Source organism: Pseudomonas paeninsulae (assembly GCF_035621475.1).
GTDB classification, from domain to species: domain Bacteria; phylum Pseudomonadota; class Gammaproteobacteria; order Pseudomonadales; family Pseudomonadaceae; genus Aquipseudomonas; species Aquipseudomonas paeninsulae.
The window spans coordinates 1,694,984-1,719,051 of record NZ_CP141799.1; the positions used below are offsets into that span (position 1 = coordinate 1,694,984).

The following is a 24,068-nucleotide window of genomic DNA, read 5'->3' on the forward strand; positions in this document are numbered from 1 at the left end:
GTCGGCTTTGGTCGACAGCTCGGGTGGATGGTAGGGCATGACGTTGATCCTCGGTATCGACCCCGGTTCGCGCATCACCGGTTATGGTGTGGTGCGTGATACCGGGCGCAGCTGTGAATATGTCGCCTCGGGCTGTATTCGTACCGGTAGCGGCTCGATGCCTGAGCGTTTGCAAATCGTTTTTCGCGGCGTGCGCGAGGTGATCGAGACCTACGGGCCAGTGACCATGGGTATCGAGCAGGTATTTATGGCGCGCAACCCTGACTCGGCGCTCAAGCTCGGCCAGGCCCGCGGCGTGGCTATCGTGGCGGGGATCGAGGCGGGGCTGGATATTGCCGAGTACACCGCGACCCAGGTCAAGCAGGCGATTGCCGGCACCGGTGGCGCGGATAAGGAGCAGGTGCAGATGATGGTCATGCATTTGCTCAAGTTGGTGCAGAAACCGCAGATCGATGCCTCGGATGCCCTGGCGATTGCGCTGTGTCATGCCCATCACCGGCAAAGCCTGATTCCACACGGTCTGGTCGCTGCCAAGCGGCGCGGCGGCCGCCTTCGTTTATAGCGTTACTCAAGGAAAGCAGCGGTGATTGGACGTTTGTGCGGCACCCTGGCGGAGAAACAGCCGCCACATTTGATTCTGGATGTGAATGGTCTGGGCTATGAGCTGGAAGTGCCCATGACAACCTTGTACCGTTTGCCCGCGATCGGCGAGCCGTTAACCCTGCACACACACCTGGTGGTGCGTGAAGATGCGCACCTGCTCTACGGCTTCTTCGAGAAGCGCGAGCGTCAGCTGTTTCGCGAGTTGATCCGGCTTAACGGCGTCGGCCCGAAACTGGCACTGGCCTTGATGTCCGGGCTGGAGGTCGATGAGCTGGTGCGTTGCGTGCAGGCGCAAGACACCTCGGTGCTGGTGAAGATCCCCGGGGTCGGTAAGAAGACTGCCGAACGCCTGCTGGTTGAATTGAAGGATCGCTTCAAGGCTTGGGAGGCAGTGCCGGGCATGGCGACCCTGGTCGTTGAACCTCACGCCGCTGGCACAGTCCCACATGCGGAGAATGATGCAGTCAGTGCGCTTATTTCCCTGGGTTACAAGCCACAAGAAGCCAGTCGCGCCGTCTCCGCGATCAAGGAAGATGGGCTGAGCAGTGAAGATATGATCCGTCGTGCCCTGAAGGGAATGGTGTAACTCTCGATGTTAGAAGCAGATCGCCTGATTACCGCCACTACCCGCGACCGCGATGAGCAGGTAGATCGTGCCATTCGGCCGTTGAAGCTGGCCGAATACATCGGTCAGCCGAGCGTGCGCGAGCAGATGGAACTGTTTATCCAGGCTGCCAGGGGGCGCAGTGAAGCCCTCGATCACACCCTGATCTTCGGCCCGCCGGGGCTTGGCAAGACCACCCTGGCCAATATCATTGCCCAGGAAATGGGCGTGTCGATCAAGAGCACCTCCGGGCCGGTACTGGAGCGGCCGGGCGATCTGGCCGCGCTGCTGACCAATCTTGAACCGGGTGATGTGCTGTTCATCGATGAAATCCATCGTCTATCGCCGATCGTTGAGGAAGTGCTGTACCCGGCGATGGAAGATTTTCAGTTGGATATCATGATCGGCGAAGGCCCGGCCGCACGTTCGATCAAGCTCGACTTGCCGGCATTCACCCTGGTTGGCGCCACCACGCGCGCGGGCATGCTGACCAATCCGTTGCGCGATCGTTTCGGTATCGTCCAGCGCCTGGAGTTCTACAACACCGAGGACCTGACCACCATTGTCACGCGTTCGGCGGGCATTCTCGGTTTGCCGATCGAGGCGCAGGGCGCCTTCGAAATCGCCCGGCGTGCTCGCGGTACGCCGCGCATCGCCAACCGCCTGCTGCGCCGTGTGCGCGATTTCGCCCAGGTGCGTGGCCAGGGCGACATCACCCGGCAGATTGCCGATGCGGCACTGAACCTGCTGAATGTCGACGAGCGCGGTTTCGATCACCAGGATCGCCGGCTGTTGCTGACCATGATCGAGAAATTCGATGGCGGCCCCGTGGGGGTCGACAGCCTGGCGGCGGCGATCAGTGAAGAGCGCCACACCATCGAAGATGTCTTGGAGCCCTACCTGATTCAGCAGGGCTATATCATGCGTACCCCGCGCGGGCGCGTGGTAACCCGCCATGCCTACCTGCATTTTGGCCTGAACATGCCGAAACGCATGGGCGATTTGCCGGCCGTCGACTTGTCTGCTGTTGATGACGATTAAGTAAAAATACTTTCTGCCAGTGATTGGCAAGTTCAGGAGCTAGCACTAAAGTATGCACGCGCAAAACGGAGTTCTACCTTTCGCCCATCGTTGTCGGGTTTATTTCGAAGACACCGATGCAGGCGGCATCGTCTACTACGTCAATTATCTCAAATTCATGGAACGGGCTCGCACCGAGCGGCTGCGTGACCTGGGCTTTGCCCAGTCGACGCTGGCGGGTGAGGGCCTGTTGTTCGTCGTGCACTCCAGTGAGGCGCGCTATCACGCGCCGGCACGCCTGGATGATGAGTTGTTGGTAAGTGCGCAAGTAATGGAATTAAACCGTGCCAGCCTGCGTTTTCGTCAGCAGGTCAGGCGGGCCACGGATGATGCGCTGCTCTGTGAAGGGCAGTTCCTGGTGGCCTGTGTGCGCGCCGATAATTTGAAACCCCGGGCTATTCCCGAAGCTCTGCGTGCGGCCTTTGCCGGCCTCAGCGACGCGGTTATAGCCAAAGCAGGAGAGTAAGCGTGGAAGCCAACGCCGTTGACCACATGTCGATGTGGAGTTTGATCAGCAATGCCAGTCTGGTGGTGCAACTGGTGATGTTGACGCTGGTGGCCGCCTCGGTCACCTCGTGGGTCATGATTTTTCAGCGCAGCACCTTGCTGCGTGCCGCCAAGCGCGCTCTGGACAACTTCGAGGAGCGTTTCTGGTCCGGTATCGATTTGTCCAAGCTGTATCGTCAGGCGGGTAGCAATCCGGACCCTGACTCGGGGCTGGAGCAGATCTTCCGTGCCGGTTTCAAGGAGTTCTCCCGTCTGCGTCAGCAGCAGGGCGTCGATCCCGATGCGGTGATGGACGGTGTAGCGCGCGGCATGCGCGTGGCTATTTCGCGTGAAGAAGAGAAGCTCGAGCAGAGCCTGCCGTTCCTCGCCACCGTGGGTTCTACCAGTCCCTATATCGGTCTGTTCGGCACCGTGTGGGGAATCATGAACGCTTTTCGCGGCTTGGCCCAGGTGCAGCAAGCGACTCTGGCTACCGTGGCGCCGGGTATTGCCGAGGCTCTGATTGCCACCGCTATCGGTCTGTTTGCGGCGATTCCCGCAGTCATCGCCTACAACCGCTTCACTTCGCGTGGCGAGATGTTGATCGGTCGCTACTACACCTTCGCCGATGAGTTTCAGGCGATCCTGCACCGCAAGGTACACACCCGCGACGACTAAGCCTTAGGCTCTCTCAAGATAGGTTTCAAGCCATGGCCAGAATTCGCAACAGACGCAAGCCGGTTTCCGAGATGAATGTGGTGCCCTACATCGATGTGATGTTGGTGCTGATGGTTATCTTCATGGTCACCGCACCGATGCTCAACCAGGGGGTCAAGGTCGATCTGCCGCAAGTCAGCAGTGAGGTCTTGCCTCAGGATAATAACGCTCAGGTACTGACGATTTCGATCAAGTCAGACAAGTCCTACTTCTGGAATATGGGCACGGAAGTCGATGTCGATACCGTGCAGGATCGAGCCATGAGCCTGGAAGAAATGACCGCGGCAGTCACTGCGATCATCCGTCAGAGTCGTGCTCAGGGTAAGCAGGTGCAGGTGTTCGTGCGCGGCGATAAAGCTGTCGATTACGGTACCGTCATGGCTGCAATGAGTGGCTTGCAGCAAGCCGACGTGGGTAACGTCGGGCTGATTACCGAGGCCCCCTGATGCGCGAGCAACGCGAGCCGTCACCGGCGGAAAGCCTGTTTTGGCCAGTGGTCTGGGCTGTGACGCTGCATACCTTGATGTTTGCGATGCTGTTCGTCAGTTTTGCTTTCGCACCTGACTTGCCGCCACCTCGTCCGATCGTCCAGGCAACCCTGTATCAGCTGAAGTCGCAGAGTCAGGCGACCACCCAGACCAATCAGAAAATTGCCGGTGAGACCAAGAAAACCACCGCGCCGATTTATGAGACCGAACAGCTGGAGCAGAAAAAGGCTGATAAGGAAAAACAAGCAGTAGCGGCTAAAGCGGCGGAACAAAAGAAGGCCGAGGATGCTCGAAAGGCCGAAGCGACGAAGAAAGCCGATGCTGCGAAGAAACAGTCGGAAGCAGAAAAGAAAGCGACCGAGCAGAAGAAGCTAGCTGATATCGCCAAGAAAAAGGCGGCGGATGAAGCGGCGAAGAAGAAAGCTGCCGAAGACGCCAAGAAGAAAGCGACAGAAGACGCCAAGAAGAAAGCCGCCGAAGAGGCGAAGAAAAAAGCCGCAGCCGAGGACGCCAAGAAAAAAACCGCGGATGATGCCAAGAAAAAGGCCGCCGAGGCGGCCCAGCGCAAGGCCACTGAAGACAAGAAGGCCGCAGCCTTGGCTGAACTGTTGTCCGAGGATGTCGGTCGTCAGCAAGCGCTGGCCGATGAAGTAGGCGATCAGGTTGCCGGCAGCTTTGATGACTTGATCAGAATGCGTGCGGCCGAGGGCTGGAGTAGGCCGCCAGGTGCTAGTGCTAGTATGCGTGTGGTGTTGCAGATCACCATGTTGCCAGATGGCACTATTACTAGTGTCAGTGTGGCGAGTTCAAGTGGGAATACGCCATTCGATAGTTCGGCTGTTGCCGCGGTCAAGAACATCGGTAGGCTCACAGAGATGCAGGGGTTGAGTTCGGCAGATTTCAACCCGTATCGTTCATTCAAAATGACATTCACGCCCGAGGACTTAGCCTTGTGATTAGTATTTTTAGAGGGATTCTCTTTGCGTTGCTCTGCGTGGCGGGCGCAGCGGTAGCTGAGGAAAAAAATATTCTGGTGACATCAGGGGCCGACCGGGCTATCCCTATCGCCGTCGTGCCATTCGGCTGGCAAGGTGGCACCGTGCTGCCGGAGGATATGGCCAAGATTATTGGCGATGATCTGCGTAACTCGGGGGTATTCGAGCCTATCCCGCCGCAGAACATGATCAGCCGGCCGAGCCAGGCCAGTGAAATCATCTACCGCGACTGGAAAGCCCTGGGCGCGCAATATGTCTTGGTTGGCAGCATGGTGCCCAGTGGTGGTCGTTTACAGGTGCAGTTCGCCCTGTTCAATGTGGCCACCGAGCAGCAGGTGCTGACCGGTAGCGTAGGCGGCGGAACCGATCAGTTGCGTGATATGGCGCACCATATCGCCGATCTGTCGTTCGAGAAGCTGACCGGGGTCAAGGGCGCATTTTCTACGCGTATGCTCTATGTCACTGCCGAGCGCTTCTCGGTCAACAACACCCGTTACACGCTGCAGCGTTCCGACTATGACGGTGCGCGTGCGGTGACCTTGCTGCAATCGCGCGAGCCGATCCTGTCGCCGTCGTTTGCTCCGGATGGCCGTCGTATCGCCTATGTGTCGTTCGAGCAGAAGCGTCCGCGCATCTTCGTTCAGCACATCGACACCGGCCGGCGTGAGCAGGTCACCAACTTCGAGGGGCTCAACGGCGCGCCGGCCTGGTCGCCGGATGGCAGCCGTCTGGCATTCGTTCTGTCAAAGGATGGCAACCCGGAAATCTATGTGATGGACATGGGCTCGCGACAGTTGCGTCGGGTGACCAATCAGGGTGCGATCGATACCGAGCCGTTCTGGGGTAAAGACGGCAATACCATCTACTTCACCTCGGATCGATCCGGTAAGCCGCAGATCTATAAGACCAATATCAACAGCGGGGCGGTGGAGCGGGTGACCTTCGTCGGTAACTACAATGCCAACCCGAAGCTCTCTGCGGATGAGAAGACCCTGGTGATGATCCATCGCCAGGAGGGTTACACCGTGTTCAAGGTAGCGGCCCAGGATCTGCAACGTGGGAATTTGCGCATTCTTTCCGACACAAGTTTGGATGAATCACCTACTGTTGCGCCCAATGGCACCATGCTAATCTACGCGACCCGCCAGCAGGGTCGGGGAGTCTTGATGTTAGCGTCCATTAATGGGCGTGTCAGGCTCCCTCTTCCTACCGCTCAAGGCGAAGTTCGAGAGCCTTCCTGGTCCCCCTACCTGAACTGATGCGGCGCTACACCGTTGTACTGCTAAGAAATACTGCTTAACACACTGGGGTTCATTAGGAGTTACATGATGGAAATGCTGAAATTTGGCAAATTTGCTTTACTGGGTCTGGCTCTGGCTGTTGCTGTTGGTTGTTCGTCCAAAGGCGGTGATGCCGCTGGTCAAGGCGACGCTGTAGATCCGAACGCTGGTTACGGTGCTGATACTGGTTCCGTAGATGGCAGCATGAGCGAAGAAGCTGCTCTGCGCGCTATCACCACGTTCTACTTCGAATACGATAGCGCCGACCTGAAAGCCGAAGCTATGCGCGCACTCGACGTTCACGCTAAAGACCTGAAAGGCAATGGCGCTCGCGTCGTTCTGGAAGGCCACGCTGACGAGCGCGGTACTCGTGAATACAACATGGCTCTGGGCGAGCGTCGCTCGAAAGCCGTTCAGCGTTACCTGGTGCTGCAGGGTGTTTCCCCGGCCCAGCTGGAACTGGTTTCCTACGGTGAAGAGCGTGCGATTGCCACTGGCAACGACGAGCAATCCTGGGCTCAGAACCGTCGCGTAGAACTGCGTAAGTAATAGCCATGCATACCTGCCGCCGTGCTTTGACTATTTTGGCCCTCTGCCTGCCGTTTACGGCTTGGGCCGAGGTTCCTGTGGTGGATAACAATGCCGATTATGGCAGTAGTAGTTATCCGCCTTCTGGTTATGGCACGTCCGGCGCCTACGTCGGGGGAGGGGTTGATGAGGCCCCAACCTCGGCGCAAGGCATGGTGTTTACCCAGCTGCAACAGATGCAGCAAGAAATCGCGCAACTGCGCGGCCTGCTCGAAGAGCAGCAGAATGAAATTCAACGTTTGAAGCAAGAAGGCCTGGAGCGTTACCAGGATCTTGATCGGCGTTTGAGCAGTGGAGCAGCAGGTGCTGCGGCCACCCAGAATTCCCCTGCCGTTGGTGCTGCAGGCACCAATGGCAATTCAGCCGCTGCTGCTGGTCAGGCGCCAGCCCCAGCCAATAGTGATCCGGCTGATCCAGAGAAGGAAAAGCTGTTTTATGACGCTGCCTTCGATCTGATCAAAGCCAAGGATTTTGACAAGGCCAGTCAGGCATTTGCTGCCTTTGTGCGTAAATACCCGAACAGCCAATATGCCGGCAATGCCCAGTATTGGCTGGGCGAGGTGAACCTGGCCCAAGGCGATCTGCAGGGTGCCGGCAAGGCCTTTGCTCTGGTCAGTCAGTCCTATCCGCAGCATGCGAAGGTGCCAGACTCATTGTTCAAACTTGCTGACGTCGAAATGCGTCTGGGCAACGCAGACAAGGCCAAAGGCATTCTGCAGCAGGTAATTGCGAAGTACCCGGGTAGTTCTGCGGCGCAACTGGCGCAGCGGGATTTGCAGCGGATACCATAAAGAATCAGCTGCACGCCTCGAGCTGAAGTGATAAACCCGCGCCTGTCGCGGGTTTTTTCGTTACAATCCGCGCCCCTTTTCCCGCAACGGAGGCGGATGGCCTGTTTAGCCGTCACGCCCGTGGCTGATATGCAAGATACCCTGCGAATTACCGAGATTTTCTACTCGCTGCAGGGCGAGACGCGCACCGCCGGCTTGCCGACCGTGTTCGTTCGCCTGACCGGCTGCCCCCTGCGCTGCCAGTACTGCGATACCGCCTACGCTTTCAGCGGCGGCGAAGTCGTGTCTCTGGACACCATCGTTGAACAGATCGCCAGCTACAAGCCGCGCTATATCTGTGTGACCGGTGGCGAGCCGTTGGCGCAACCCAACTGTATTCCTCTGCTCAAGCGCTTGTGTGATGCCGGCTACCTGGTATCGCTGGAAACCAGTGGCGCGTTGGATGTGTCGGCGGTCGACCCGCGGGTGAGCAAGGTGCTCGACCTGAAGACCCCGGGCTCGGCAGAAGTGGCGCGCAACCGCTATGAGAATATCGAGCTGTTGACGGCAAACGATCAGGTCAAGTTTGTGATTTGCTCGCGCGAAGACTATGACTGGGCGGTGACCAAGCTGATCCAGTACCGTTTGCATGAGCGCGCGGGTGAGGTGTTGTTCTCACCGAGCCACCAGGAGTTGAGCGCGCGTTCGCTGGCTGACTGGATCGTCGCCGATAACCTGCCCGTGCGTCTGCAAATGCAGTTGCACAAGATTCTCTGGAACGACGAGCCGGGACATTGATATGAGCGACAAGAAAGCGGTAATTCTTCTCTCTGGTGGCCTCGATTCGGCCACCGTGGTGGCTCTGGCCAAGGCCGAGGGCTACAGCTGCTACAGCATGAGCTTTGACTATGGCCAGCGCCATCGCGCCGAATTGCAGGCGGCCGAGCGGGTGGCCAGACACCTGGGGGTGGTCGAGCACAAGGTGATTGGCCTGAGTCTCGATGGCATCGGTGGTTCGGCACTGACCGACAGCAGCATTGCGGTGCCGGAAAGCCCGAGCGAAGGCATCCCGGTCACCTATGTGCCAGCGCGCAATACCGTGTTTCTCTCCCTGGCCTTGGGCTGGGCCGAGGTGCTGGGCGCGCGCGATATCTTCATCGGGGTCAATGCGGTGGATTATTCCGGCTACCCGGATTGCCGTCCCGAGTTCATTGCAGCATTCGAGCGCATGGCCAACCTGGCGACCAAGGCCGGGGTCGAAGGCAAGGGTTTCCGTATCCAGGCGCCGCTGCAGAACATGAGCAAGGCCGAGATCGTTGAGGCGGGTATGCGCCATGGCGTGGATTATGCTCTGACGGTGTCCTGCTACCAGGCCGATGAGCAAGGTCGTGCCTGCGGCAAGTGCGACAGCTGTCGCCTACGTGCGGCCGGTTTTGCCGCGGCGGCTGTGGCTGATCCGACCCGTTACCGTTAAAAGTTTGCTGCTTGGTGTTGATTTTCTGAATTAAATCAGTATCATGCGCCCTGCATTGGGTCGTTAGCTCAGTTGGTAGAGCAGTTGGCTTTTAACCAATTGGTCGTAGGTTCGAATCCCACACGACCCACCATATATCCTTCCTCGGAAGGTAAAAGAAAGCCCGGATGTCCTTATCGCAAAGGCATTCGGGCTTTTTTGTGTCTGCTGTTTTTTGCCCGCAGCCACTGCCATCCGACTGGCCTCAGTCAGCACGGCGCCCTCTGTGGTCTTTTTCTAAAACTGCACCCATCCGGGGCCTGTTCCCTGGATTGCGTCTCGGCTATGCAGTGCTGTCCGCTCGCGCGAATACAACCCGGATCCTTGGTAGGTTGGTCGCTGGCAGGTCATCGGGGCTGCCTGATGACCTGAAGTCTGACTAAGTAGTAGCGAACCCCGGCCCTTATCGTGGCTATTAGCGCGATTATCGGGGGGAGAGCGCTGCCGCAGAAGCCGGTGCGGGGTCCCGCTGGCAGGCGCTGGACCATGCCCAAATGGCGATGGATGCCTGAGCATAACGGGCGCTGGCTGAGCGTCGGCAGGTTACCTGTTGCGCCGGCTGGAGGAATTGCGATTATCGAATTACCGTTCGATAATCGCATCATTGTTGCTCCCGCCTGCTAAGGAGGTTGTATGACCGAGGCGCGTCCGCCACTGTCCGGCCTAGTGCCGCCGGTGTATGTTTCACCGGCCAAACGCATCGCCGATCTGAGCGGTGATCCGAACTTCATGACCTCGCTGGCGCGCGGCCTGGCAGTGGTCAATGCCTTCCAGGAACGCAAGCGCCACCTGACCATCGCGCAGATCAGCCATCGCACCGAGATCCCTCGCGCGGCTGTGCGCCGTTGTCTGTATACCCTGATGAAGCTGGGCTACGCGACCACCGACGGACGTACCTATTCGCTGCTGCCCAAGGTGCTGACCCTCGGCCATGCTTACCTGTCGTCGACGCCCCTGGCAGTGTCGGCGCAGCCCTTCCTGGACCGGATTAGCGAGCAGCTGCACGAGGCCTGCAACCTGGCCACTCTGGAAGGCGAGCAGGTGCTCTACATCGCCCGTTCGGCGATTCCGCAGCGACTGATCTCGGTAGACCTCAGCGTCGGCAGCCGCTTGCCGGCCTACTGCACCTCAATGGGTCGTATCCTGCTGGCGGCGCTGGATGACGACAGCCTGCGCGACTACCTCAATCACGCCGACCTGCAGGTCAAGACCAGCCGCACCCTGCATACCCCGCAAGCACTCTGGGAATGCCTGCAGCAGGTGCGTCAGCAGGGCTGGTGCCTGGTCGATCAGGAGCTGGAGCAAGGGCTGCGTTCGCTGGCCGTGCCGGTGTACGACTCGTCCGGCCATGTGCTGGCGGCGATGAACGTCAGCACCCATGCCGGACGGGTACCTGCCCGTGAGCTGGAGCAGCGCTTCCTGCCGATCATGCTCAACGCCAGCCGCGAGTTGAGCGGCCAGTTGTTCAAGTCATTGTGAGCCAGGCGGGGGGACTACAGTCTTGAGCGAATGTGTGCGGTTATCGCGCACTGACCATCCTTCTATTGTTCGAATTCACTAAGCTGTCGCAATCGCCATCATTGACACCCGCGAGTCGGTCGATGTGGCTTATGGGTGTTGACCGTTGACCGTTGACCGTTGATCGGTGCTGGCTGCTGTATGGCTGTTTTGCCTGTATCAATATAAGACGTGAGGGCGGATGCCTTGCTTGTGCCGACCCTCAGCGCCATAAAATTATAAGAGCACGTGAGTTATGGACTGTCGTCTACTTAACGAGAGAAGTCGGATATTCCACAATGCCGATCCCTATGCAGTCTCCGACTATGTGAATCAGCATGTTGGCGCGCATTGCATTCGTTTACCCCAAAGCGGGCGGCCCGAGGCCAGTCTTAACCACCGCACCTTCGGTAGCCTGGATCTGTGCCGGATCAGTTACGGTGGCAGCGTGCGGGTCACCTCGCCGGCACTGGAAACCATCTATCACCTGCAGATCCTCCTGCAGGGGCACTGCCTGTGGCGCGGGCGCGGCGAGGAGCACTATTTCACCCCTGGCGAGTTGTTGCTGATCAACCCGGACGATCCGGTCGACCTGACCTACTCGGATGACTGCGAAAAATTCATCGTCAAGTTGCCCACGACCTTTCTCGATCGCGCGTGCAGCGAGAACCACTGGCGCCGGCCGGCCGAAGGCATACGCTTCGCCCCACGGCACAACCTCCAGCAGCTTGATGGGTTCGTCAATCTGCTCGGGCTGGTCTGCGACGAAGCCGAAAGCGCGCAGCCGATGACCCAGGTACAAGAGCACTTCACCCGGATCATCGCCACCAAGCTGCTTGGCCTGCTGGCCAACAACGTCGGCCGTGAGGAGCTCGAGAGCTGCCCATCGTTCGAGCGTATCGCCCAGTACATCGAGGACAATCTCAAGCAGGATATCGGCCTGGAGCAGCTGGCCGAGGTGGTGCGCATGAGCCCGCGCTCGCTCTACGCGCTGTTCGAGCGCAACGCTGGAACCACGCCGAAGCACTATATCCGCAACAAGAAACTGGAGAAGGTGCATGCCTGCCTGATCGACCCGACCGCCAAGGTGCGTAACGTCACCGAGGTGGCGCTGGATTACGGCTTCCTGCACCTCGGGCGTTTCTCCGAGAGCTACAAGAGTGCCTTCGGCGAGCTGCCTTCCGACACCCTGCGCCGCCGCGACTAAGCCGTATGGCCCTTGATGTGCTGCCTGGCGTACGTTCTGGGCACTGATCTTCTCTCCCCGCGGGCGCGCTAGCGTCCTCCCGCTGCCTGTTTCCCGTTCCCCCACGCATGCCGTTTATCCGTTTTCGCCGCCCTGCAGAAAACGGATAGAGGTCGTGTACAAAGTGGATATTGTCGGACAGTCCTGGGTCGTAGCCTTGATTCCGTTGAAACAATAATAACGGAGCCATGGCGATGACCCTGCGACTCGATTACCTGAACGGCCTGCTGCAAGAAGATAAAGAGAAGGGCATTTTTCGCTGCAAGCGCGAGATGTTCACCGACCCTCGCTTGTTCGATTTGGAGATGCAGCACATCTTCGAGGGCAACTGGTTGTATCTGGCCCATGAAAGCCAGATCCCCGAGAACAACGATTACTACACCACCTCCATGGGGCGTCAGCCGATTTTCATCGCGCGCAACAAGGCCGGTGAGCTCAACGCCTTTATCAACGCTTGCAGCCATCGCGGCGCCATGCTCTGCCGCTTCAAGAGCGGGAACAAGGCTACCTACACTTGCCCGTTCCACGGCTGGACCTTCAATAACTCGGGCAAGCTACTCAAGGTCAAGGACCCCAAGGAAGCGGGTTACCCGGACAGCTTCGACTGCGACGGCTCGCATGACCTGAAGAAGGTTGCGCGCTTCGAGTCCTACCGCGGCTTCCTGTTCGGCAGCCTGCGCGATGACGTCGCGCCGCTGGAAGACTTTCTCGGCGAGTCGAAGAAGATCATCGACATGATTGTCGACCAGTCCGCCGATGGCCTGGAAGTGCTGCGCGGCTCCAGCACTTATGTCTATGAGGGCAACTGGAAGCTGCAGGCCGAGAACGGTGCCGATGGCTACCACGTGACTGCCGTGCACTGGAACTACGCCGCCACCCAGCAGCAGCGCAAGCTGAAAGAAGCCGGTGACGATATCCGCGCCATGAGCGCCGGTGGCTGGGGCAAGAAGGGTGGTGGTTTCTACTCCTTCGACAACGGCCACCTGCTGCTCTGGACCCGTTGGGATAACCCGGAAGACCGGCCGATGTTCGCCGAGCGTGATCGTCTCGCCAGCGAGTTCGGCGAAGCGCGTGCCGACTGGATGATCGGCAACTCACGCAACCTCTGCCTGTACCCCAACCTGTACCTGATGGACCAGTTCGGCTCGCAGCTGCGCATCGCCCGGCCACTGGCGGTGGACAAGACCGAAGTGACCATCTATTGCATCGCGCCGAAAGGCGAGGGCGCCGAGGCCCGCGCCCGGCGTATCCGGCAGTACGAAGACTTCTTCAATGTCAGCGGCATGGCGACTCCAGACGATCTGGAAGAGTTCCGTGCCTGCCAGCAGGGCTTCGCCGGTCGCGCCATGGAGTGGAACGACATGTCCCGTGGCTGCGAGCACTGGGTCGAGGGCGCCGACGAGTCGGCCAAGGAAATCGATCTGCATCCGCTGATGAGCGGCGTGCGCACCGAAGACGAGGGTCTGTTCGTGCTGCAGCATCATTACTGGCAGCAGCAGATGATCAAGGCCCTGCAGGAACAGCAGGATCAATTGATTCACGTGGAGGGCGCGTAAATGAGCCTGACATACGAAGCCGCGCGTGACTTCCTCTACCGTGAAGCGCGCTACCTCGACGACAAGCAGTGGGATGAGTGGCTGGAGCTGTATGCCAGCGACGCGACCTTCTGGATGCCGGCCTGGGATGACCGCGACCAGCTGGTGGAGAACCCGCAGACCGAAATCTCGCTGATCTGGTACGGCAACCGCAGCGGTCTGGAAGACCGCGTGTTCCGCATCCGCACCGAACGCTCCAGTGCCACCATTCCGGATACACGCACCTCGCACAACATCAGCAACATCGAGCTAATCGAGCAGGCCGATGGCGTGTGCAAGCTGCGTTTCAACTGGCACACCATGAGCTTTCGCTACAAGGTCGTCGACCACTTCTACGGCACCAGCTTCTACAGCCTCGACACCAGCGGGCCGAACCCGCTGATCAAGGCCAAGAAGGTGGTTCTGAAGAACGACTACGTGCGGCAGATCATCGACGTCTATCACCTATAAGACCCGGTTCGGAGCCTGCGCTGGCACGGATCATGGGCGGGGAGAGCACTGGCTCTCCTGGCCTCGGGTGCCCCTGCACGAATGATGCTCCGCCTGCGGTTTGACAACTGACTTTGTTAAAGCGAGGTGCGCCATGAGCCACAAGATCGCATTGAATTTCGAAGACGGGGTCACCCGTTTCATTGACGCCACTGTTGGCGAGACCGTCGCCGATGCGGCATATCGCCAGGGCATCAATATCCCGCTGGATTGCCGCGACGGCGCCTGTGGTGCCTGCAAGTGTTTCGCCGAAGCCGGTCAGTACGACCTCGGCGAGGAATACGTCGAAGACGCCCTCAGCGAAGAAGAAGCCGAGCAGGGTTATGTGCTGACCTGTCAGATGCGCGCCGAAAGCGATTGTGTGGTGCGCGTGCCGGCCTCCAGCGAGGTGTGCAAGACCCAGCAGGCCAGCTACAAGGCGGCGATCAGCGCGGTGCGTCAGCTCTCCGACAGCACCATCGCCCTGTCGATCAAGGGCGAGGCGCTGAGCAAGCTGGCGTTCCTCCCAGGCCAGTACGTCAACCTGCAGGTGCCGGGCAGCGAGCAGAGCCGCGCCTATTCGTTCAGCACCCTGCAGAAGGACGGCGAAGTCAGCTTCCTGATCCGCAACGTGCCGGGCGGCTTGATGAGCAGCTTCCTCACTGGCCTGGCCAAGGCCGGCGACAGCATGACCCTGGCGGGTCCCTTGGGCAGCTTCTACCTGCGCGAAATCAAGCGGCCGCTGTTGCTGCTGGCCGGCGGCACCGGCCTGGCGCCGTTTACCGCGATGCTCGAGAAGGTTGCCGAGCAGGGCAGTGCGCATCCGCTGCACCTGATCTACGGGGTGACCAACGATTTCGACCTGGTCGAGATGGACAAGCTCGAGGCCCTGGCCGCGCGCATTGCCAACTTCACCTACAGCGCCTGCGTGGCCAGCCCGGACAGCAGCTATCCACTCAAGGGCTACGTCACTCAGCACATCGCGCCCAAGCATCTCAACGACGGCGATGTGGATGTCTACCTGTGCGGTCCGCCGCCGATGGTCGAGGCGGTCAGCAGCTACATCCGCGAACAAGGCGTGCAGCCGGCCAACTTCTATTACGAGAAGTTCGCCGCCAGCGCCTAGGGGCTCCTTTGGTCCGCTTACTAGTTAGGCGGGCCTGTTTTATTCGCGGCGCGGGCCGGAGCCCGCGGCCACTGGTCGGCGATGCGCCGCCAGCCTTCATCGAGGTCGGGACTATGAGTATGCGTTTTCAACACAAGGTCGCCGTGGTCACCGGCGCCGCCCAGGGCATCGGTCGCCGCGTGGCCGAACGCATGGCCGAGGAGGGCGCGCGGCTGCTGCTGGTCGATCGTTCCGAGTTGGTGCATGAACTGGCCGATGAGCTGGCTGGCGTCGCTGAAGTGCTGACCCTGACCGCCGATCTCGAGCAGTTCGCCGAGTGTCAGCGCGTGATGGCCGCGGCGCTCGAACGTTTCGGTCGCCTGGACATCCTGATCAATAACGTCGGCGGCACCATCTGGGCCAAACCGTTCGAGCACTACCAGGCGCATGAGATCGAGGCCGAAGTGCGGCGCTCGTTGTTCCCCACCCTGTGGTGCTGCCACGCCGCACTGCCGCAGATGCTCGAGCAAGGCAGCGGCGCCATCGTCAACGTCTCCTCGATCGCCACCCGTGGGGTCAATCGCGTGCCTTACGGCGCTGCCAAGGGCGGGGTCAACGCCCTGACCGCATGTCTGGCGTTCGAGACTGCCGAGCGCGGCATCCGGGTCAACGCCACCGCACCGGGCGGCACCGAAGCACCGCCACGGCGGATTCCGCGCAACGGCGCCGAGCAGAGCGAGCAGGAAAAGCTCTGGTACCAGCAGATCGTCGACCAGACCGTCAGCAGCAGCCTGATGAAGCGCTACGGCAGCATCGACGATCAGGCCGGGGCGATTCTGTTCCTCGCCTCCGACGACGCCGCCTACATCACCGGGGTGACCTTGCCCGTGGGTGGTGGCGACCAGGGCTAGGCGTCTTCAGCTAATTGCCCGCCAGCGATGCAAGCGGGTTTACACAACAAAAATAAAATAGAGAACCGATGCCATGCGCAATATTGACGTACACGAGGTAATAGATAACGCGCGCTTCAATCGCTATCACTGGATGGTGATGTTGTGGTGCGCCTTGCTGTTGATTTTCGACGGTTACGACCTGTTCATCTACGGAGTGGTCCTGCCGGTAATCATGCAGGAGTGGGGGCTGACCCCGCTGCAAGCCGGCGCGTTGGGCAGCTATGCGCTGTTCGGCATGATGTTCGGTGCCCTGGCCTTCGGCACCCTGGCCGACAAGATCGGGCGCAAGAAGGGCATCGCCCTGTGCTTTTTACTGTTCAGCGGCGCGACTCTGGTCAACGGTTTTGCCAGCAATCCCACCGAGTTCGGCATCTGCCGCTTTATCGCCGGTCTCGGCTGTGGCGGCCTGATGCCCAACGTGGTGGCGCTGATGAGCGAGTACGCGCCGAAGAAACTGCGCAGCACCCTGGTGGCCATCATGTTCAGCGGCTACTCGGTCGGCGGCATGCTCTCGGCGGGCGTCGGCATGTACATGCTGCCGCGTTTTGGCTGGGAGTCGATGTTCTTCGTCGCCGCCGTACCCCTGCTGCTGCTGCCATTGATTCTCTGCTTCCTGCCTGAATCGGTCGGTTTCCTGGTGCGCCAGGGGCGTACCGAACAAGCCCGCGCGATCCTGCGGCGGGTCGACCCGAACCGGGCCATCGCGGCTGACGACAGCTTGAACCTGGCAGCGGTGAAAGGCGGCTCGGCCTCCGTGCTCGAGCTGTTTCGCGAGGGTCGACTGCTGCGCACGCTGTGCCTCTGGGTGGCGTTTTTCTGCTGCCTGCTGATGGTCTACGCGCTCAGCTCCTGGCTACCGAAACTGATGGCCAACGCCGGCTACAGCCTGGGTTCCAGCCTTTCGTTCCTGTTGGCGCTGAACTTCGGCGGCATGGCCGGCGCCATCCTCGGCGGCTGGCTGGGTGACCGCTTCAAACTGGCCAAGGTGATGGTGGTGTTCTTTGTCGCCGCCGCGTTGTCGATCAGCCTGCTCGGCTTCAACAGCCCGACGCCGTTGCTCTACCTGCTGATTGCTGTGGCCGGCGCGACCACCATCGGCACGCAGATCCTGCTGTACGCCTGTGCAGCGCAGTTCTACGGCCTGTCGATCCGTTCGACCGGCCTCGGCTGGGCCTCGGGCATCGGCCGCAATGGCGCCATCGTCGGCCCGCTACTCGGTGGCGCGCTGCTGGGCATCAACCTGCCGCTGCAGCTCAATTTTCTGGCGTTCGCCATTCCCGGTGCCATCGCCGCCATTGCCATGAGCGTGTTCGCCATCAGCAGCCAGCGCAGCAGTGCCGCGCCGCTGCCGGCGGCCACGGCTTCCTGACCCCAACTAGCGGAACCTACCGGAGCCTGAATGAGCCAAGTCCTGATTGAAAGTATCGAGGCGATCATCGTCGATCTGCCGACCATCCGCCCGCACAAGCTGGCGATGCATACCATGCAGCAGCAGACCCTGGTGGTTATCCGCCTGCGCTGCGCCGACGGCATCGAAGGCCTGGGCGAGTCGACCACCATCGGTGGTCTGGCCTATGGCAACGAAAGCCCGGAAAGCATCAAGCAGAACATCGACAGCCACCTGGCGCCGCTGCTGATCGGCCAGGACGCGGCCAATATCAACGCCTGCATACAGCGTCTGGACAAGGCCGCCAAGGGCAACACCTTCGCCAAGTCCGGCCTGGAAAGCGCGCTGCTCGATGCTCAGGGCAAACGCCTGGGCCTGCCGGTCAGCGAGCTGCTCGGTGGCCGCGTGCGCGACAGCCTGGAAGTGGCCTGGACCTTGGCCTCAGGCGACACCGCCAAGGACATCGCCGAAGCCCAGCAGATGCTGGAAATTCGCCGTCACCGCATCTTCAAGCTGAAGATAGGTGCGGGCGAGGTCGCTGAGGATCTCAAGCACGTGATTGCCATCAAGCGCGCCCTGGGCGACAGCGCCAGCGTGCGCGTCGACGTCAATCAGGCCTGGGACGAGTCGGTGGCCCTGCGTGCCTGCCAGGTGCTCGGCGACAACGGCATCGACCTGATCGAGCAGCCGATCGCGCGGATCAACCGCAGCGGCCAGGTGCGCCTCAATCAACGCAGCCCGGCACCGATCATGGCCGACGAATCGATCGAAAGCGTGGAAGACGCCTTCAGCCTGGCCGCCGACGGCGCCGCCAGCATCTTCGCCCTGAAGATTGCCAAGAACGGCGGTCCGCGCGCTGTGCTGCGTACCGCGGCGATCGCCGAGGCGGCCGGTATCGCCCTGTACGGCGGGACCATGCTGGAGGGCTCGATCGGCACCCTGGCCTCGGCCCACGCCTTCCTCACCCTCAAGCAGCTGACCTGGCACACCGAACTGTTCGGCCCCTTGCTGCTGACCGAGGAAATCGTCAACGAGGCGCCGTTGTATCGCGACTTCCAGCTGCATGTGCCGCGTACGCCGGGCCTCGGCCTGAGCCTGAATGAAGAACGCCTGGCGTTCTTCCGTCGCCCCTAACCCACTGGCAAACAAGCTGTCAGCAGAGGAGATGTACCCATGCTGTTCCACGTGAAGATGACCGTAAAACTGCCGGTGGACATGGACCCGGCCAAGGCCGCCCAGATCAAGGCCGACGAGAAGGAGCTGGCCCAGCGCCTGATGCGCGAAGGCAAGTGGCGCCACCTGTGGCGCATCGCCGGGCAGTACGCCAACTACAGCGTATTCGACTTGGATAGCGTGCAGGAACTGCACGACACCCTGATGCAGCTGCCGCTGTTTCCCTACATGGACATCGAGGTTACGCCGCTGTGCCGGCACCCCTCATCGATCCGTGAAGACGACCTTTGATTAGCCCTAGAACAAAAAAACGAGGACACTATCATGACCGTTAAAGTCAGCCACACTGCCGAAATCCAGAACCTGTTCAACGAGGCTGCGGGCCTCAACAACGACCAGGGCAGCCCACGGGTCAAGCAGATCATGCTGCGCATCATCAACGACGCGGCGAAGATCATCGAAGACCTGGAAATCACCGATGACGAGTTCTGGCACACGGTGGATTACCTCAACCGCCTGGGCGGCCGCAATGAAGCCGGCCTGCTGGTTCCGGGCCTGGGCCTGGAGCACTTCCTCGACATCCTGCAAGACGCCAAGGATGCCCAGGTTGGCCTGACCGGCGGCACCCCGCGCACCATCGAAGGCCCGCTGTATGTCGCCGGTGCGCCCATGGCCGAAGGCGAAGTGCGGATGGATGACGGCAGCGAACTGGACCGCGCCACCGTGATGTTCCTCGAAGGCGTGGTGCGCGACACCCAGGGCCAGCCGGTGGCCGGCGCGGTGGTCGATCTGTGGCACGCCAACACCCAGGGCAACTACTCCTACTTTGACCAGAGCCAGTCCGATTACAACCTGCGTCGGCGCATCGTCACCGATGCCGACGGCCGTTACCGCGCCCGCAGCACCGTGCCCAGCGGCTACGGCTGCGCGCCGGACGGGCCGACCCAGGAGTGCCTGAACCTGCTCGGCCGCCACGGCCAGCGCCCTGCGCACATCCACTTCTTCATCTCCGCCCCTGGCCATCGCCACCTGACCACCCAGATCAACCTGGCGGGCGAGCAGTACCTGTGGGACGACTTCGCCTACGCCACCCGCGACGGCCTGGTCGGCGACCTCACCTTCGTCGAGGACGCCGCCGTCGCCCGTGACCGTGGTGTGCAGGGCAGCCGCTTCGCCGAACTGCAATTCGACTTCCAGCTGCAGAAGGCCCCGGTCGCCGGAGCCGAGCAGCGCAGCACGCGTCCACGCGCCCTGCAACAAGCCTGATGTGACGATCGTAGGGTGCGCTGCGCGCACCGGGATCCATCTGCGCGAGTGAGGCGGGCGTGCATTTTGTAGGAGCGGGCCATGGCCGCGATCGCGGCCATGGCCCGCTCCTACGGGGCTGCCTGCGCACCCTAGGGTTACAACAAGAGCATCCCCCAAGGGACGCCATCCATACCTTGCGAGGCCCCATGAAAGCCTTGATCAACGATTTCTCTTTGTCCGCCGTGGTGGCCGGTTTCATTGCCACCGTGATTTCCTACGCCGGCCCCCTGGTGATCATCTTCCAGGCGGCCGAGAGCGCGGGCCTGTCGCATGCCGTGCTGTCGTCCTGGGTCTGGGCGATCTCGATTGGTAGCGCGGTGCTCGGCATCGGCCTCAGCCTGCGTTACCGCGTGCCGATCATCATTGCCTGGTCGGCGCCGGGCTCGGCGTTGCTGGTCGCGCTACTGCCGCAGATCAGCCTCAACCAAGCGGTCGGCGCCTATATCGTCGCCAGCCTGATCATCTTCCTGGTCGGCATCAGCGGCGCCTTCGACCGCATCATCAGCAAGCTGCCCGCCGCAATTGGCGCCGGCATGCTGGCCGGCATCCTGTTCAGTTTCGGCACCGGTCTGTTCGTCTCGCTACAAACCAAGCCGGTCCTGGTGTTGGCGATGTTCGCCAGCTACCTGCTGGTCAAGCGTCTACTGCCGCGCTATGCAGTGATGGCGGTGTTGCTGGTCGGCTGCACGATCGCGTTTGCCACCGGCGACCTGCGCCAGGAGGCACTGGTCATCGGCCTGGCCACGCCGGTGTGGATCAGCCCCGAGTTCAGCCTGGCGGCCAGCCTAAATATTGCCCTGCCGCTGGTGATGGTGGCACTCACCGGCCAGTTCGTCCCAGGCATGGCGGTGCTGCGCAACGCCGGCTACCAGACCCCGGCCAGCCCGATCATTAGCAGCAGTGCCCTGGGTTCGCTGTTGCTGGCGCCCTTTGCCTGCCACGGCCTCAACCTGGCGGCCATCACTGCGGCGATCTGCACCGGCCGCGAAGCCCATGAAGATCCTTCCAGACGCTATGTCGCCGGGGTGGTTGGCGGCCTGGCCTACCTGCTGCTGGGCCTGTTCGGCGCCACCCTGGTGTCGCTGTTCACCGCCTTTCCCAAGGAGCTGATCGCCGCCCTGGCCGGACTGGCGCTGTTCGGCGCGATAGGCGGCGCGCTGGCGGGCGCCATGGCCCAGCCGGACGACCGCGAAGCGGCGCTGATCACCTTTCTGGTGACGGCCTCGGGCATGTCTTTTCTCGGCCTGTCGGCGGCTTTCTGGGGGCTGATGTTCGGCCTCGTCGCCCACCTGCTGCTGAGCGTCCGGCGTAAAGCCGCGCCCGCCGCAGCGCCGCTGCCGAGCACCCATTTGGCCAACGAGGAGGCAAGCGGTTAGGCGCCTTCGGCCCATGAGCATTGCCGCCGCTCGACGCGGCGGTAGTCACACCACCCACTTGCGTTGCCGGGTTCGCCCCCGGCAAGGGTGGCGCAACAGCACACTTTCAATAACAACAAAGAGCACAACGATGAATCACTATCCCCATGCAAAGCCGGTCCTGTTGTCCCTCGCCGTCGCCCTCAGTCTGCCAGCCCTGGTGCAGGCGGGCGGTTTTATCGAAGACACCAGCGTGACCTTGCAAGCGCGTAACTACTACTTCAGCCGTGACTACGCCGACATCGTCGGGCCCAACCAGCAGTCCAAGGCCGAGGAATGGGCGCAGGGCTTCATCCTCAACGTCAAATCCGGCTACACCCCGGGCACCGTGGGTTTCGGCGTGGATGCCGTGGGCCTGCTTGGTCTCAAGCTCGACAGCAGCCGCGACCGGGTCAACAGCGGCCTGTTGCCGGTAACCGACGAGGGCAAGGCGGCCGATGAGTACAGCCGCCTGGGCGCGGCCGTGAAGGTCAAACTGTCGAATACCGAGTTGAAGGTTGGCGAGTTGCAACCTATGTTGCCGGTGCTCTACTTCGGCGATATTCGCCTGCTGCCACCGACCTACCAGGGTGCGAGTATTGTCTCCAACGAGATCGCCGGGCTGACCCTGCAGGCCGGCCAACTGCGTTCCACCAGCCTGCGCAACGAGGCTGGTGACGAAGAAATGGGTGTTCTCGTCGGTTATGCGCCGCGGCGCAGTGCCGGCCAGCTGATCACCAGCGACCGCTTCAACTACACAGGGGCCGACTACGCCTTCAACGGCAACCGCACCTCGGTTGGCGCCTGGTATGCCCAGCTGGAAGACCTCTACAACCAGCGTTACTTCAGCCTCAAGCACAGCCAGCCGGTCGGCGACTGGGTGCTCGGTGCCAGCCTCGGTTACTTCGACTCGGCCGAGGACGGCGAACAGCTGCTCGGCAAGCTGGACAACCAGGCGGCGTTCTCCCTGCTGTCGGCCAAGTACGGCGGCCACACCGTCTACCTCGGTTACCAGGCGATGTTCGGCGCTGACGGCTTGCCGCGGGTGTTCGCCAACGTCAGCCCGCTGGGCAACGAGGTGCCGACCTACGAGTTCGCCTCGGCCGACGAACGCTCCTGGCAGGTCCGTTACGACTACGACTTCGCCGCTCTGGGCGCGCCGGGCCTGATCGCCGGGGTGCGTTACCTCAAGGGTGACAACGTCGACACCGGCCGCGGCTTCGAGGGCAAGGACCGTGAGCGCGATCTGGATATCGGCTACGTGGTGCAGAGCGGCTCGCTCAAGGGCCTGAACGTCAAGGTGCGCAACGTCGCCGCGCGTTCCAACTACCGCACCGACGTCGACGAGAACCGCCTGATCGTCAATTACACCTGGAAACTGCTCTAAGCACGGGCGGCCTACCGACCCTGGCGTCGGTGGGCCGCAGCCACAACGGCAACCCATGATGGTTTTCCTTGCACGCTGCGCCGCAGAGCGCCGCTGGAGATAACAATGCACAACAATAACAAGATGCTTTGCTCGTTCCGTTCCACCTTCACCGCCAGCGCCCTGGCGTTGGCCCTCAGTGCCTCCATGAGCAGCCTAGCCCTGGCGGCCGAGCCGGTAAAAGTCGGCTTGCTGCTGCCCTACACCGGCACCTTCGCCGCCCTCGGCGAGGCCACGACCAACGGCATGAAACTGGCCATCGAGCAGCAGGGCGGCAGCCTCGGCGGTCGGCCGGTCGAATACATGGTGGTAGACAGCGAGGCCAACCCCGGTAAGGCCGTGCCGAATATGCAGAAGCTGATTGCCGGCTCCCAGGTCGACGTAGTGGTCGGCCCGGTGCACTCCGGTGTCGGCATGGGCGCGGTCAAGGTCGCCCGCGAAACCGGCGTGCCGTTGATCATCCCCAACGCCGGCTTCAACGCTGCCACCGGCCCGTTGTGCGCGTCGAACATCTTCCGCACCTCTTTCACCTCCTGGCAGACCGCTTACCCGATGGGCCAGGTGGCGGCGGACAAGGGCTACAAGAACATCGTCACTGTGGCCTGGCGTTATGGCTTTGGCACCGAGTCGGTGGAGGGCTTCAAGGAAGGTTTCGAGAAGGCCGGCGGCACGGTCAGCAAGGAAATCTACGTGCCGTTTCCTGACGTGGAATTCCAGTCGCAACTGACCGAAATCGCCGCGCTCAAGCCTGATGCGGTATTCGTGTTCTTCGCCGGCGGTGGCGCGGCCAAGTTCGTTCAGGACTACGCCGCGGCCGGCCTGCAGGGCAAGATCCCGCTGCTCGGCTCGGGCTTTCTCACCGAGGGTACCTTAGAGGCCCAAGGCGCAGCGGCCACCGGCGTGCTGACCACCCTGCATTACGCCGACAGCCTGGATACCCCGCAGAACAACAAGTTTCGCGCCGACTACCGGCAGAAATTCGGTAAAGAGGCCGACATCTACGCGGTGCAGGGCTACGACACTGGCCTGCTGCTGGCCCAGTCGCTGACCAAGGTGAATGGCAATACCCAGGACCGAGCTGCCTGGAATGCAGCCATGGCCGACGCCAGGATCGACAGCCCGCGAGGCGAGTGGAGTTTCTCCAAGGCGCACAACCCGGTGCAGAACATCTACCTGCGCGAGGTGCGTGACGGCGCCAATGTGGTGGTCAGCACCGCCGCGACGGCGCTGGCCGATCCTGCGCGTGGCTGCAAGCTCTAGCTCACAGCGTTGTCCCCGCGCCCTGGCCGCCAGCGGCTGGCCGGTGGAGCGGGTTGGCTGCATCGAGTTTGCTTGCCGAACTCTGGATACCGCGTTGTCGCACCTGGTCATAGCCGGCTATGGCCCGTCGCA

General features: G+C 61.4%; 25 protein-coding genes and 1 tRNA gene. All 26 read left to right on the forward strand.

What is annotated here, in order from left to right:
- Positions 1-37 precede the first annotated feature (37 nt).
- The 26 genes from ruvC (at position 38) to VCJ09_RS07960 (ending at position 23,936) form a co-directional block, all read left to right on the forward strand.
- Positions 38-562 (forward strand): crossover junction endodeoxyribonuclease RuvC, encoded by a 525-nt coding sequence (gene ruvC / locus VCJ09_RS07835; RefSeq protein ID WP_079201317.1) that lies wholly within the window; start codon positions 38-40, stop codon positions 560-562.
- 21 nt (positions 563-583) lie between these two features.
- Complete coding sequence (gene ruvA, locus VCJ09_RS07840; protein ID WP_079201318.1) at positions 584-1,189, forward strand: Holliday junction branch migration protein RuvA; 606 nt, start codon at positions 584-586, stop codon at positions 1,187-1,189.
- Positions 1,190-1,195: 6 nt separating this feature from the next.
- Entirely contained in the window at positions 1,196-2,248 is a 1,053-nt protein-coding gene (gene ruvB, locus VCJ09_RS07845; protein WP_079201319.1) for a Holliday junction branch migration DNA helicase RuvB, read from the forward strand.
- Between the two features lie 52 nt (positions 2,249-2,300).
- On the forward strand, positions 2,301-2,753 hold the full coding sequence (gene ybgC / locus VCJ09_RS07850) for a tol-pal system-associated acyl-CoA thioesterase (RefSeq protein ID WP_324733844.1): 453 nt from the start codon (positions 2,301-2,303) through the stop codon (positions 2,751-2,753).
- Positions 2,754-2,755: 2 nt separating this feature from the next.
- On the forward strand, positions 2,756-3,451 hold the full coding sequence (tolQ, locus tag VCJ09_RS07855; RefSeq protein ID WP_079201321.1) for a protein TolQ: 696 nt from the start codon (positions 2,756-2,758) through the stop codon (positions 3,449-3,451).
- Between the two features lie 32 nt (positions 3,452-3,483).
- The gene (gene tolR / locus VCJ09_RS07860; protein ID WP_079201322.1) at positions 3,484-3,936 is read left to right on the forward strand and encodes a protein TolR; all 453 of its coding nucleotides are present in this window, start codon (positions 3,484-3,486) and stop codon (positions 3,934-3,936) included.
- Positions 3,936-4,934, forward strand: a complete 999-nt coding sequence (tolA, locus tag VCJ09_RS07865) for a cell envelope integrity protein TolA (RefSeq protein ID WP_324733845.1) — start codon at positions 3,936-3,938, stop codon at positions 4,932-4,934. The genes tolR and tolA overlap by 1 nt, the downstream gene beginning before the upstream one ends.
- On the forward strand, positions 4,931-6,232 hold the full coding sequence (gene tolB, locus VCJ09_RS07870; RefSeq protein WP_324733846.1) for a Tol-Pal system beta propeller repeat protein TolB: 1,302 nt from the start codon (positions 4,931-4,933) through the stop codon (positions 6,230-6,232). The genes tolA and tolB overlap by 4 nt, the downstream gene beginning before the upstream one ends.
- 69 nt (positions 6,233-6,301) lie before the next feature.
- Positions 6,302-6,802 carry a peptidoglycan-associated lipoprotein Pal gene (gene pal / locus VCJ09_RS07875; protein WP_324733847.1) on the forward strand — a complete coding sequence of 167 codons (501 nt, stop codon included), beginning with the start codon at positions 6,302-6,304 and terminating at the stop codon, positions 6,800-6,802.
- A 5-nt stretch (positions 6,803-6,807) separates the two neighbouring features.
- Positions 6,808-7,632, forward strand: coding sequence for a tol-pal system protein YbgF (ybgF, locus tag VCJ09_RS07880; protein ID WP_324733848.1), 825 nt, complete (start codon positions 6,808-6,810; stop codon positions 7,630-7,632).
- A gap of 129 nt (positions 7,633-7,761) precedes the next feature.
- Entirely contained in the window at positions 7,762-8,409 is a 648-nt protein-coding gene (queE, locus tag VCJ09_RS07885) for a 7-carboxy-7-deazaguanine synthase QueE (RefSeq protein ID WP_324733849.1), read from the forward strand.
- Between the two features lies 1 nt (position 8,410).
- Positions 8,411-9,085 carry a 7-cyano-7-deazaguanine synthase QueC gene (gene queC / locus VCJ09_RS07890; protein ID WP_324733850.1) on the forward strand — a complete coding sequence of 225 codons (675 nt, stop codon included), beginning with the start codon at positions 8,411-8,413 and terminating at the stop codon, positions 9,083-9,085.
- A 57-nt stretch (positions 9,086-9,142) separates the two neighbouring features.
- Positions 9,143-9,218 (forward strand) — tRNA-Lys (locus VCJ09_RS07895).
- A 539-nt stretch (positions 9,219-9,757) separates the two neighbouring features.
- On the forward strand, positions 9,758-10,603 hold the full coding sequence (locus VCJ09_RS07900) for an IclR family transcriptional regulator (RefSeq protein WP_324733851.1): 846 nt from the start codon (positions 9,758-9,760) through the stop codon (positions 10,601-10,603).
- 274 nt (positions 10,604-10,877) lie between these two features.
- Complete coding sequence (locus VCJ09_RS07905) at positions 10,878-11,828, forward strand: AraC family transcriptional regulator (RefSeq protein ID WP_324733852.1); 951 nt, start codon at positions 10,878-10,880, stop codon at positions 11,826-11,828.
- A 233-nt stretch (positions 11,829-12,061) separates the two neighbouring features.
- Positions 12,062-13,423, forward strand: a complete 1,362-nt coding sequence (gene benA, locus VCJ09_RS07910; protein ID WP_324733853.1) for a benzoate 1,2-dioxygenase large subunit — start codon at positions 12,062-12,064, stop codon at positions 13,421-13,423.
- Positions 13,424-13,912, forward strand: a complete 489-nt coding sequence (benB, locus tag VCJ09_RS07915) for a benzoate 1,2-dioxygenase small subunit (protein WP_324733854.1) — start codon at positions 13,424-13,426, stop codon at positions 13,910-13,912.
- Positions 13,913-14,045: 133 nt separating this feature from the next.
- Positions 14,046-15,056, forward strand: a complete 1,011-nt coding sequence (benC, locus tag VCJ09_RS07920; protein WP_324733855.1) for a benzoate 1,2-dioxygenase electron transfer component BenC — start codon at positions 14,046-14,048, stop codon at positions 15,054-15,056.
- Between the two features lie 113 nt (positions 15,057-15,169).
- Complete coding sequence (locus VCJ09_RS07925; protein WP_324733856.1) at positions 15,170-15,946, forward strand: 1,6-dihydroxycyclohexa-2,4-diene-1-carboxylate dehydrogenase; 777 nt, start codon at positions 15,170-15,172, stop codon at positions 15,944-15,946.
- 73 nt (positions 15,947-16,019) lie between these two features.
- Positions 16,020-17,357 (forward strand): MFS transporter, encoded by a 1,338-nt coding sequence (locus VCJ09_RS07930; RefSeq protein ID WP_324733857.1) that lies wholly within the window; start codon positions 16,020-16,022, stop codon positions 17,355-17,357.
- Between the two features lie 30 nt (positions 17,358-17,387).
- The gene (locus tag VCJ09_RS07935; protein ID WP_324733858.1) at positions 17,388-18,509 is read left to right on the forward strand and encodes a muconate cycloisomerase family protein; all 1,122 of its coding nucleotides are present in this window, start codon (positions 17,388-17,390) and stop codon (positions 18,507-18,509) included.
- A gap of 39 nt (positions 18,510-18,548) precedes the next feature.
- Positions 18,549-18,839, forward strand: coding sequence for a muconolactone Delta-isomerase (catC, locus tag VCJ09_RS07940; protein WP_079201336.1), 291 nt, complete (start codon positions 18,549-18,551; stop codon positions 18,837-18,839).
- Between the two features lie 33 nt (positions 18,840-18,872).
- The gene (catA, locus tag VCJ09_RS07945) at positions 18,873-19,814 is read left to right on the forward strand and encodes a catechol 1,2-dioxygenase (protein WP_324733859.1); all 942 of its coding nucleotides are present in this window, start codon (positions 18,873-18,875) and stop codon (positions 19,812-19,814) included.
- 188 nt (positions 19,815-20,002) lie between these two features.
- Complete coding sequence (locus VCJ09_RS07950; RefSeq protein WP_324733860.1) at positions 20,003-21,232, forward strand: benzoate/H(+) symporter BenE family transporter; 1,230 nt, start codon at positions 20,003-20,005, stop codon at positions 21,230-21,232.
- 130 nt (positions 21,233-21,362) lie between these two features.
- Positions 21,363-22,637: an OprD family porin gene (locus tag VCJ09_RS07955; protein ID WP_324733861.1), complete on the forward strand. Its 1,275-nt coding sequence runs from the start codon at positions 21,363-21,365 to the stop codon at positions 22,635-22,637.
- Between the two features lie 105 nt (positions 22,638-22,742).
- Entirely contained in the window at positions 22,743-23,936 is a 1,194-nt protein-coding gene (locus VCJ09_RS07960; protein WP_324733862.1) for an ABC transporter substrate-binding protein, read from the forward strand.
- Positions 23,937-24,068 lie beyond the last annotated feature (132 nt).

Excerpts from the sequence above, each read along its gene's own strand:
- ruvC (WP_079201317.1), top strand. The coding sequence starts at position 38 with ATGACGTTGATCCTCGGTATCGACCCCGGTTCGCGCATCACCGGTTAT.
- ruvB (WP_079201319.1), top strand. The coding sequence starts at position 1,196 with ATGTTAGAAGCAGATCGCCTGATTACCGCCACTACCCGCGACCGCGAT.
- ybgC (WP_324733844.1), top strand. The coding sequence starts at position 2,301 with ATGCACGCGCAAAACGGAGTTCTACCTTTCGCCCATCGTTGTCGGGTT.
- tolR (WP_079201322.1), top strand. The coding sequence starts at position 3,484 with ATGGCCAGAATTCGCAACAGACGCAAGCCGGTTTCCGAGATGAATGTG.
- tolA (WP_324733845.1), top strand. The coding sequence starts at position 3,936 with ATGCGCGAGCAACGCGAGCCGTCACCGGCGGAAAGCCTGTTTTGGCCA.
- pal (WP_324733847.1), top strand. The coding sequence starts at position 6,302 with ATGGAAATGCTGAAATTTGGCAAATTTGCTTTACTGGGTCTGGCTCTG.
- ybgF (WP_324733848.1), top strand. The coding sequence starts at position 6,808 with ATGCATACCTGCCGCCGTGCTTTGACTATTTTGGCCCTCTGCCTGCCG.
- queE (WP_324733849.1), top strand. The coding sequence starts at position 7,762 with ATGCAAGATACCCTGCGAATTACCGAGATTTTCTACTCGCTGCAGGGC.
- queC (WP_324733850.1), top strand. The coding sequence starts at position 8,411 with ATGAGCGACAAGAAAGCGGTAATTCTTCTCTCTGGTGGCCTCGATTCG.
- VCJ09_RS07900 (WP_324733851.1), top strand. The coding sequence starts at position 9,758 with ATGACCGAGGCGCGTCCGCCACTGTCCGGCCTAGTGCCGCCGGTGTAT.
- VCJ09_RS07905 (WP_324733852.1), top strand. The coding sequence starts at position 10,878 with ATGGACTGTCGTCTACTTAACGAGAGAAGTCGGATATTCCACAATGCC.
- benA (WP_324733853.1), top strand. The coding sequence starts at position 12,062 with ATGACCCTGCGACTCGATTACCTGAACGGCCTGCTGCAAGAAGATAAA.
- benB (WP_324733854.1), top strand. The coding sequence starts at position 13,424 with ATGAGCCTGACATACGAAGCCGCGCGTGACTTCCTCTACCGTGAAGCG.
- benC (WP_324733855.1), top strand. The coding sequence starts at position 14,046 with ATGAGCCACAAGATCGCATTGAATTTCGAAGACGGGGTCACCCGTTTC.
- VCJ09_RS07925 (WP_324733856.1), top strand. The coding sequence starts at position 15,170 with ATGAGTATGCGTTTTCAACACAAGGTCGCCGTGGTCACCGGCGCCGCC.
- VCJ09_RS07930 (WP_324733857.1), top strand. The coding sequence starts at position 16,020 with ATGCGCAATATTGACGTACACGAGGTAATAGATAACGCGCGCTTCAAT.
- VCJ09_RS07935 (WP_324733858.1), top strand. The coding sequence starts at position 17,388 with ATGAGCCAAGTCCTGATTGAAAGTATCGAGGCGATCATCGTCGATCTG.
- catC (WP_079201336.1), top strand. The coding sequence starts at position 18,549 with ATGCTGTTCCACGTGAAGATGACCGTAAAACTGCCGGTGGACATGGAC.
- catA (WP_324733859.1), top strand. The coding sequence starts at position 18,873 with ATGACCGTTAAAGTCAGCCACACTGCCGAAATCCAGAACCTGTTCAAC.
- VCJ09_RS07950 (WP_324733860.1), top strand. The coding sequence starts at position 20,003 with ATGAAAGCCTTGATCAACGATTTCTCTTTGTCCGCCGTGGTGGCCGGT.
- VCJ09_RS07955 (WP_324733861.1), top strand. The coding sequence starts at position 21,363 with ATGAATCACTATCCCCATGCAAAGCCGGTCCTGTTGTCCCTCGCCGTC.
- VCJ09_RS07960 (WP_324733862.1), top strand. The coding sequence starts at position 22,743 with ATGCACAACAATAACAAGATGCTTTGCTCGTTCCGTTCCACCTTCACC.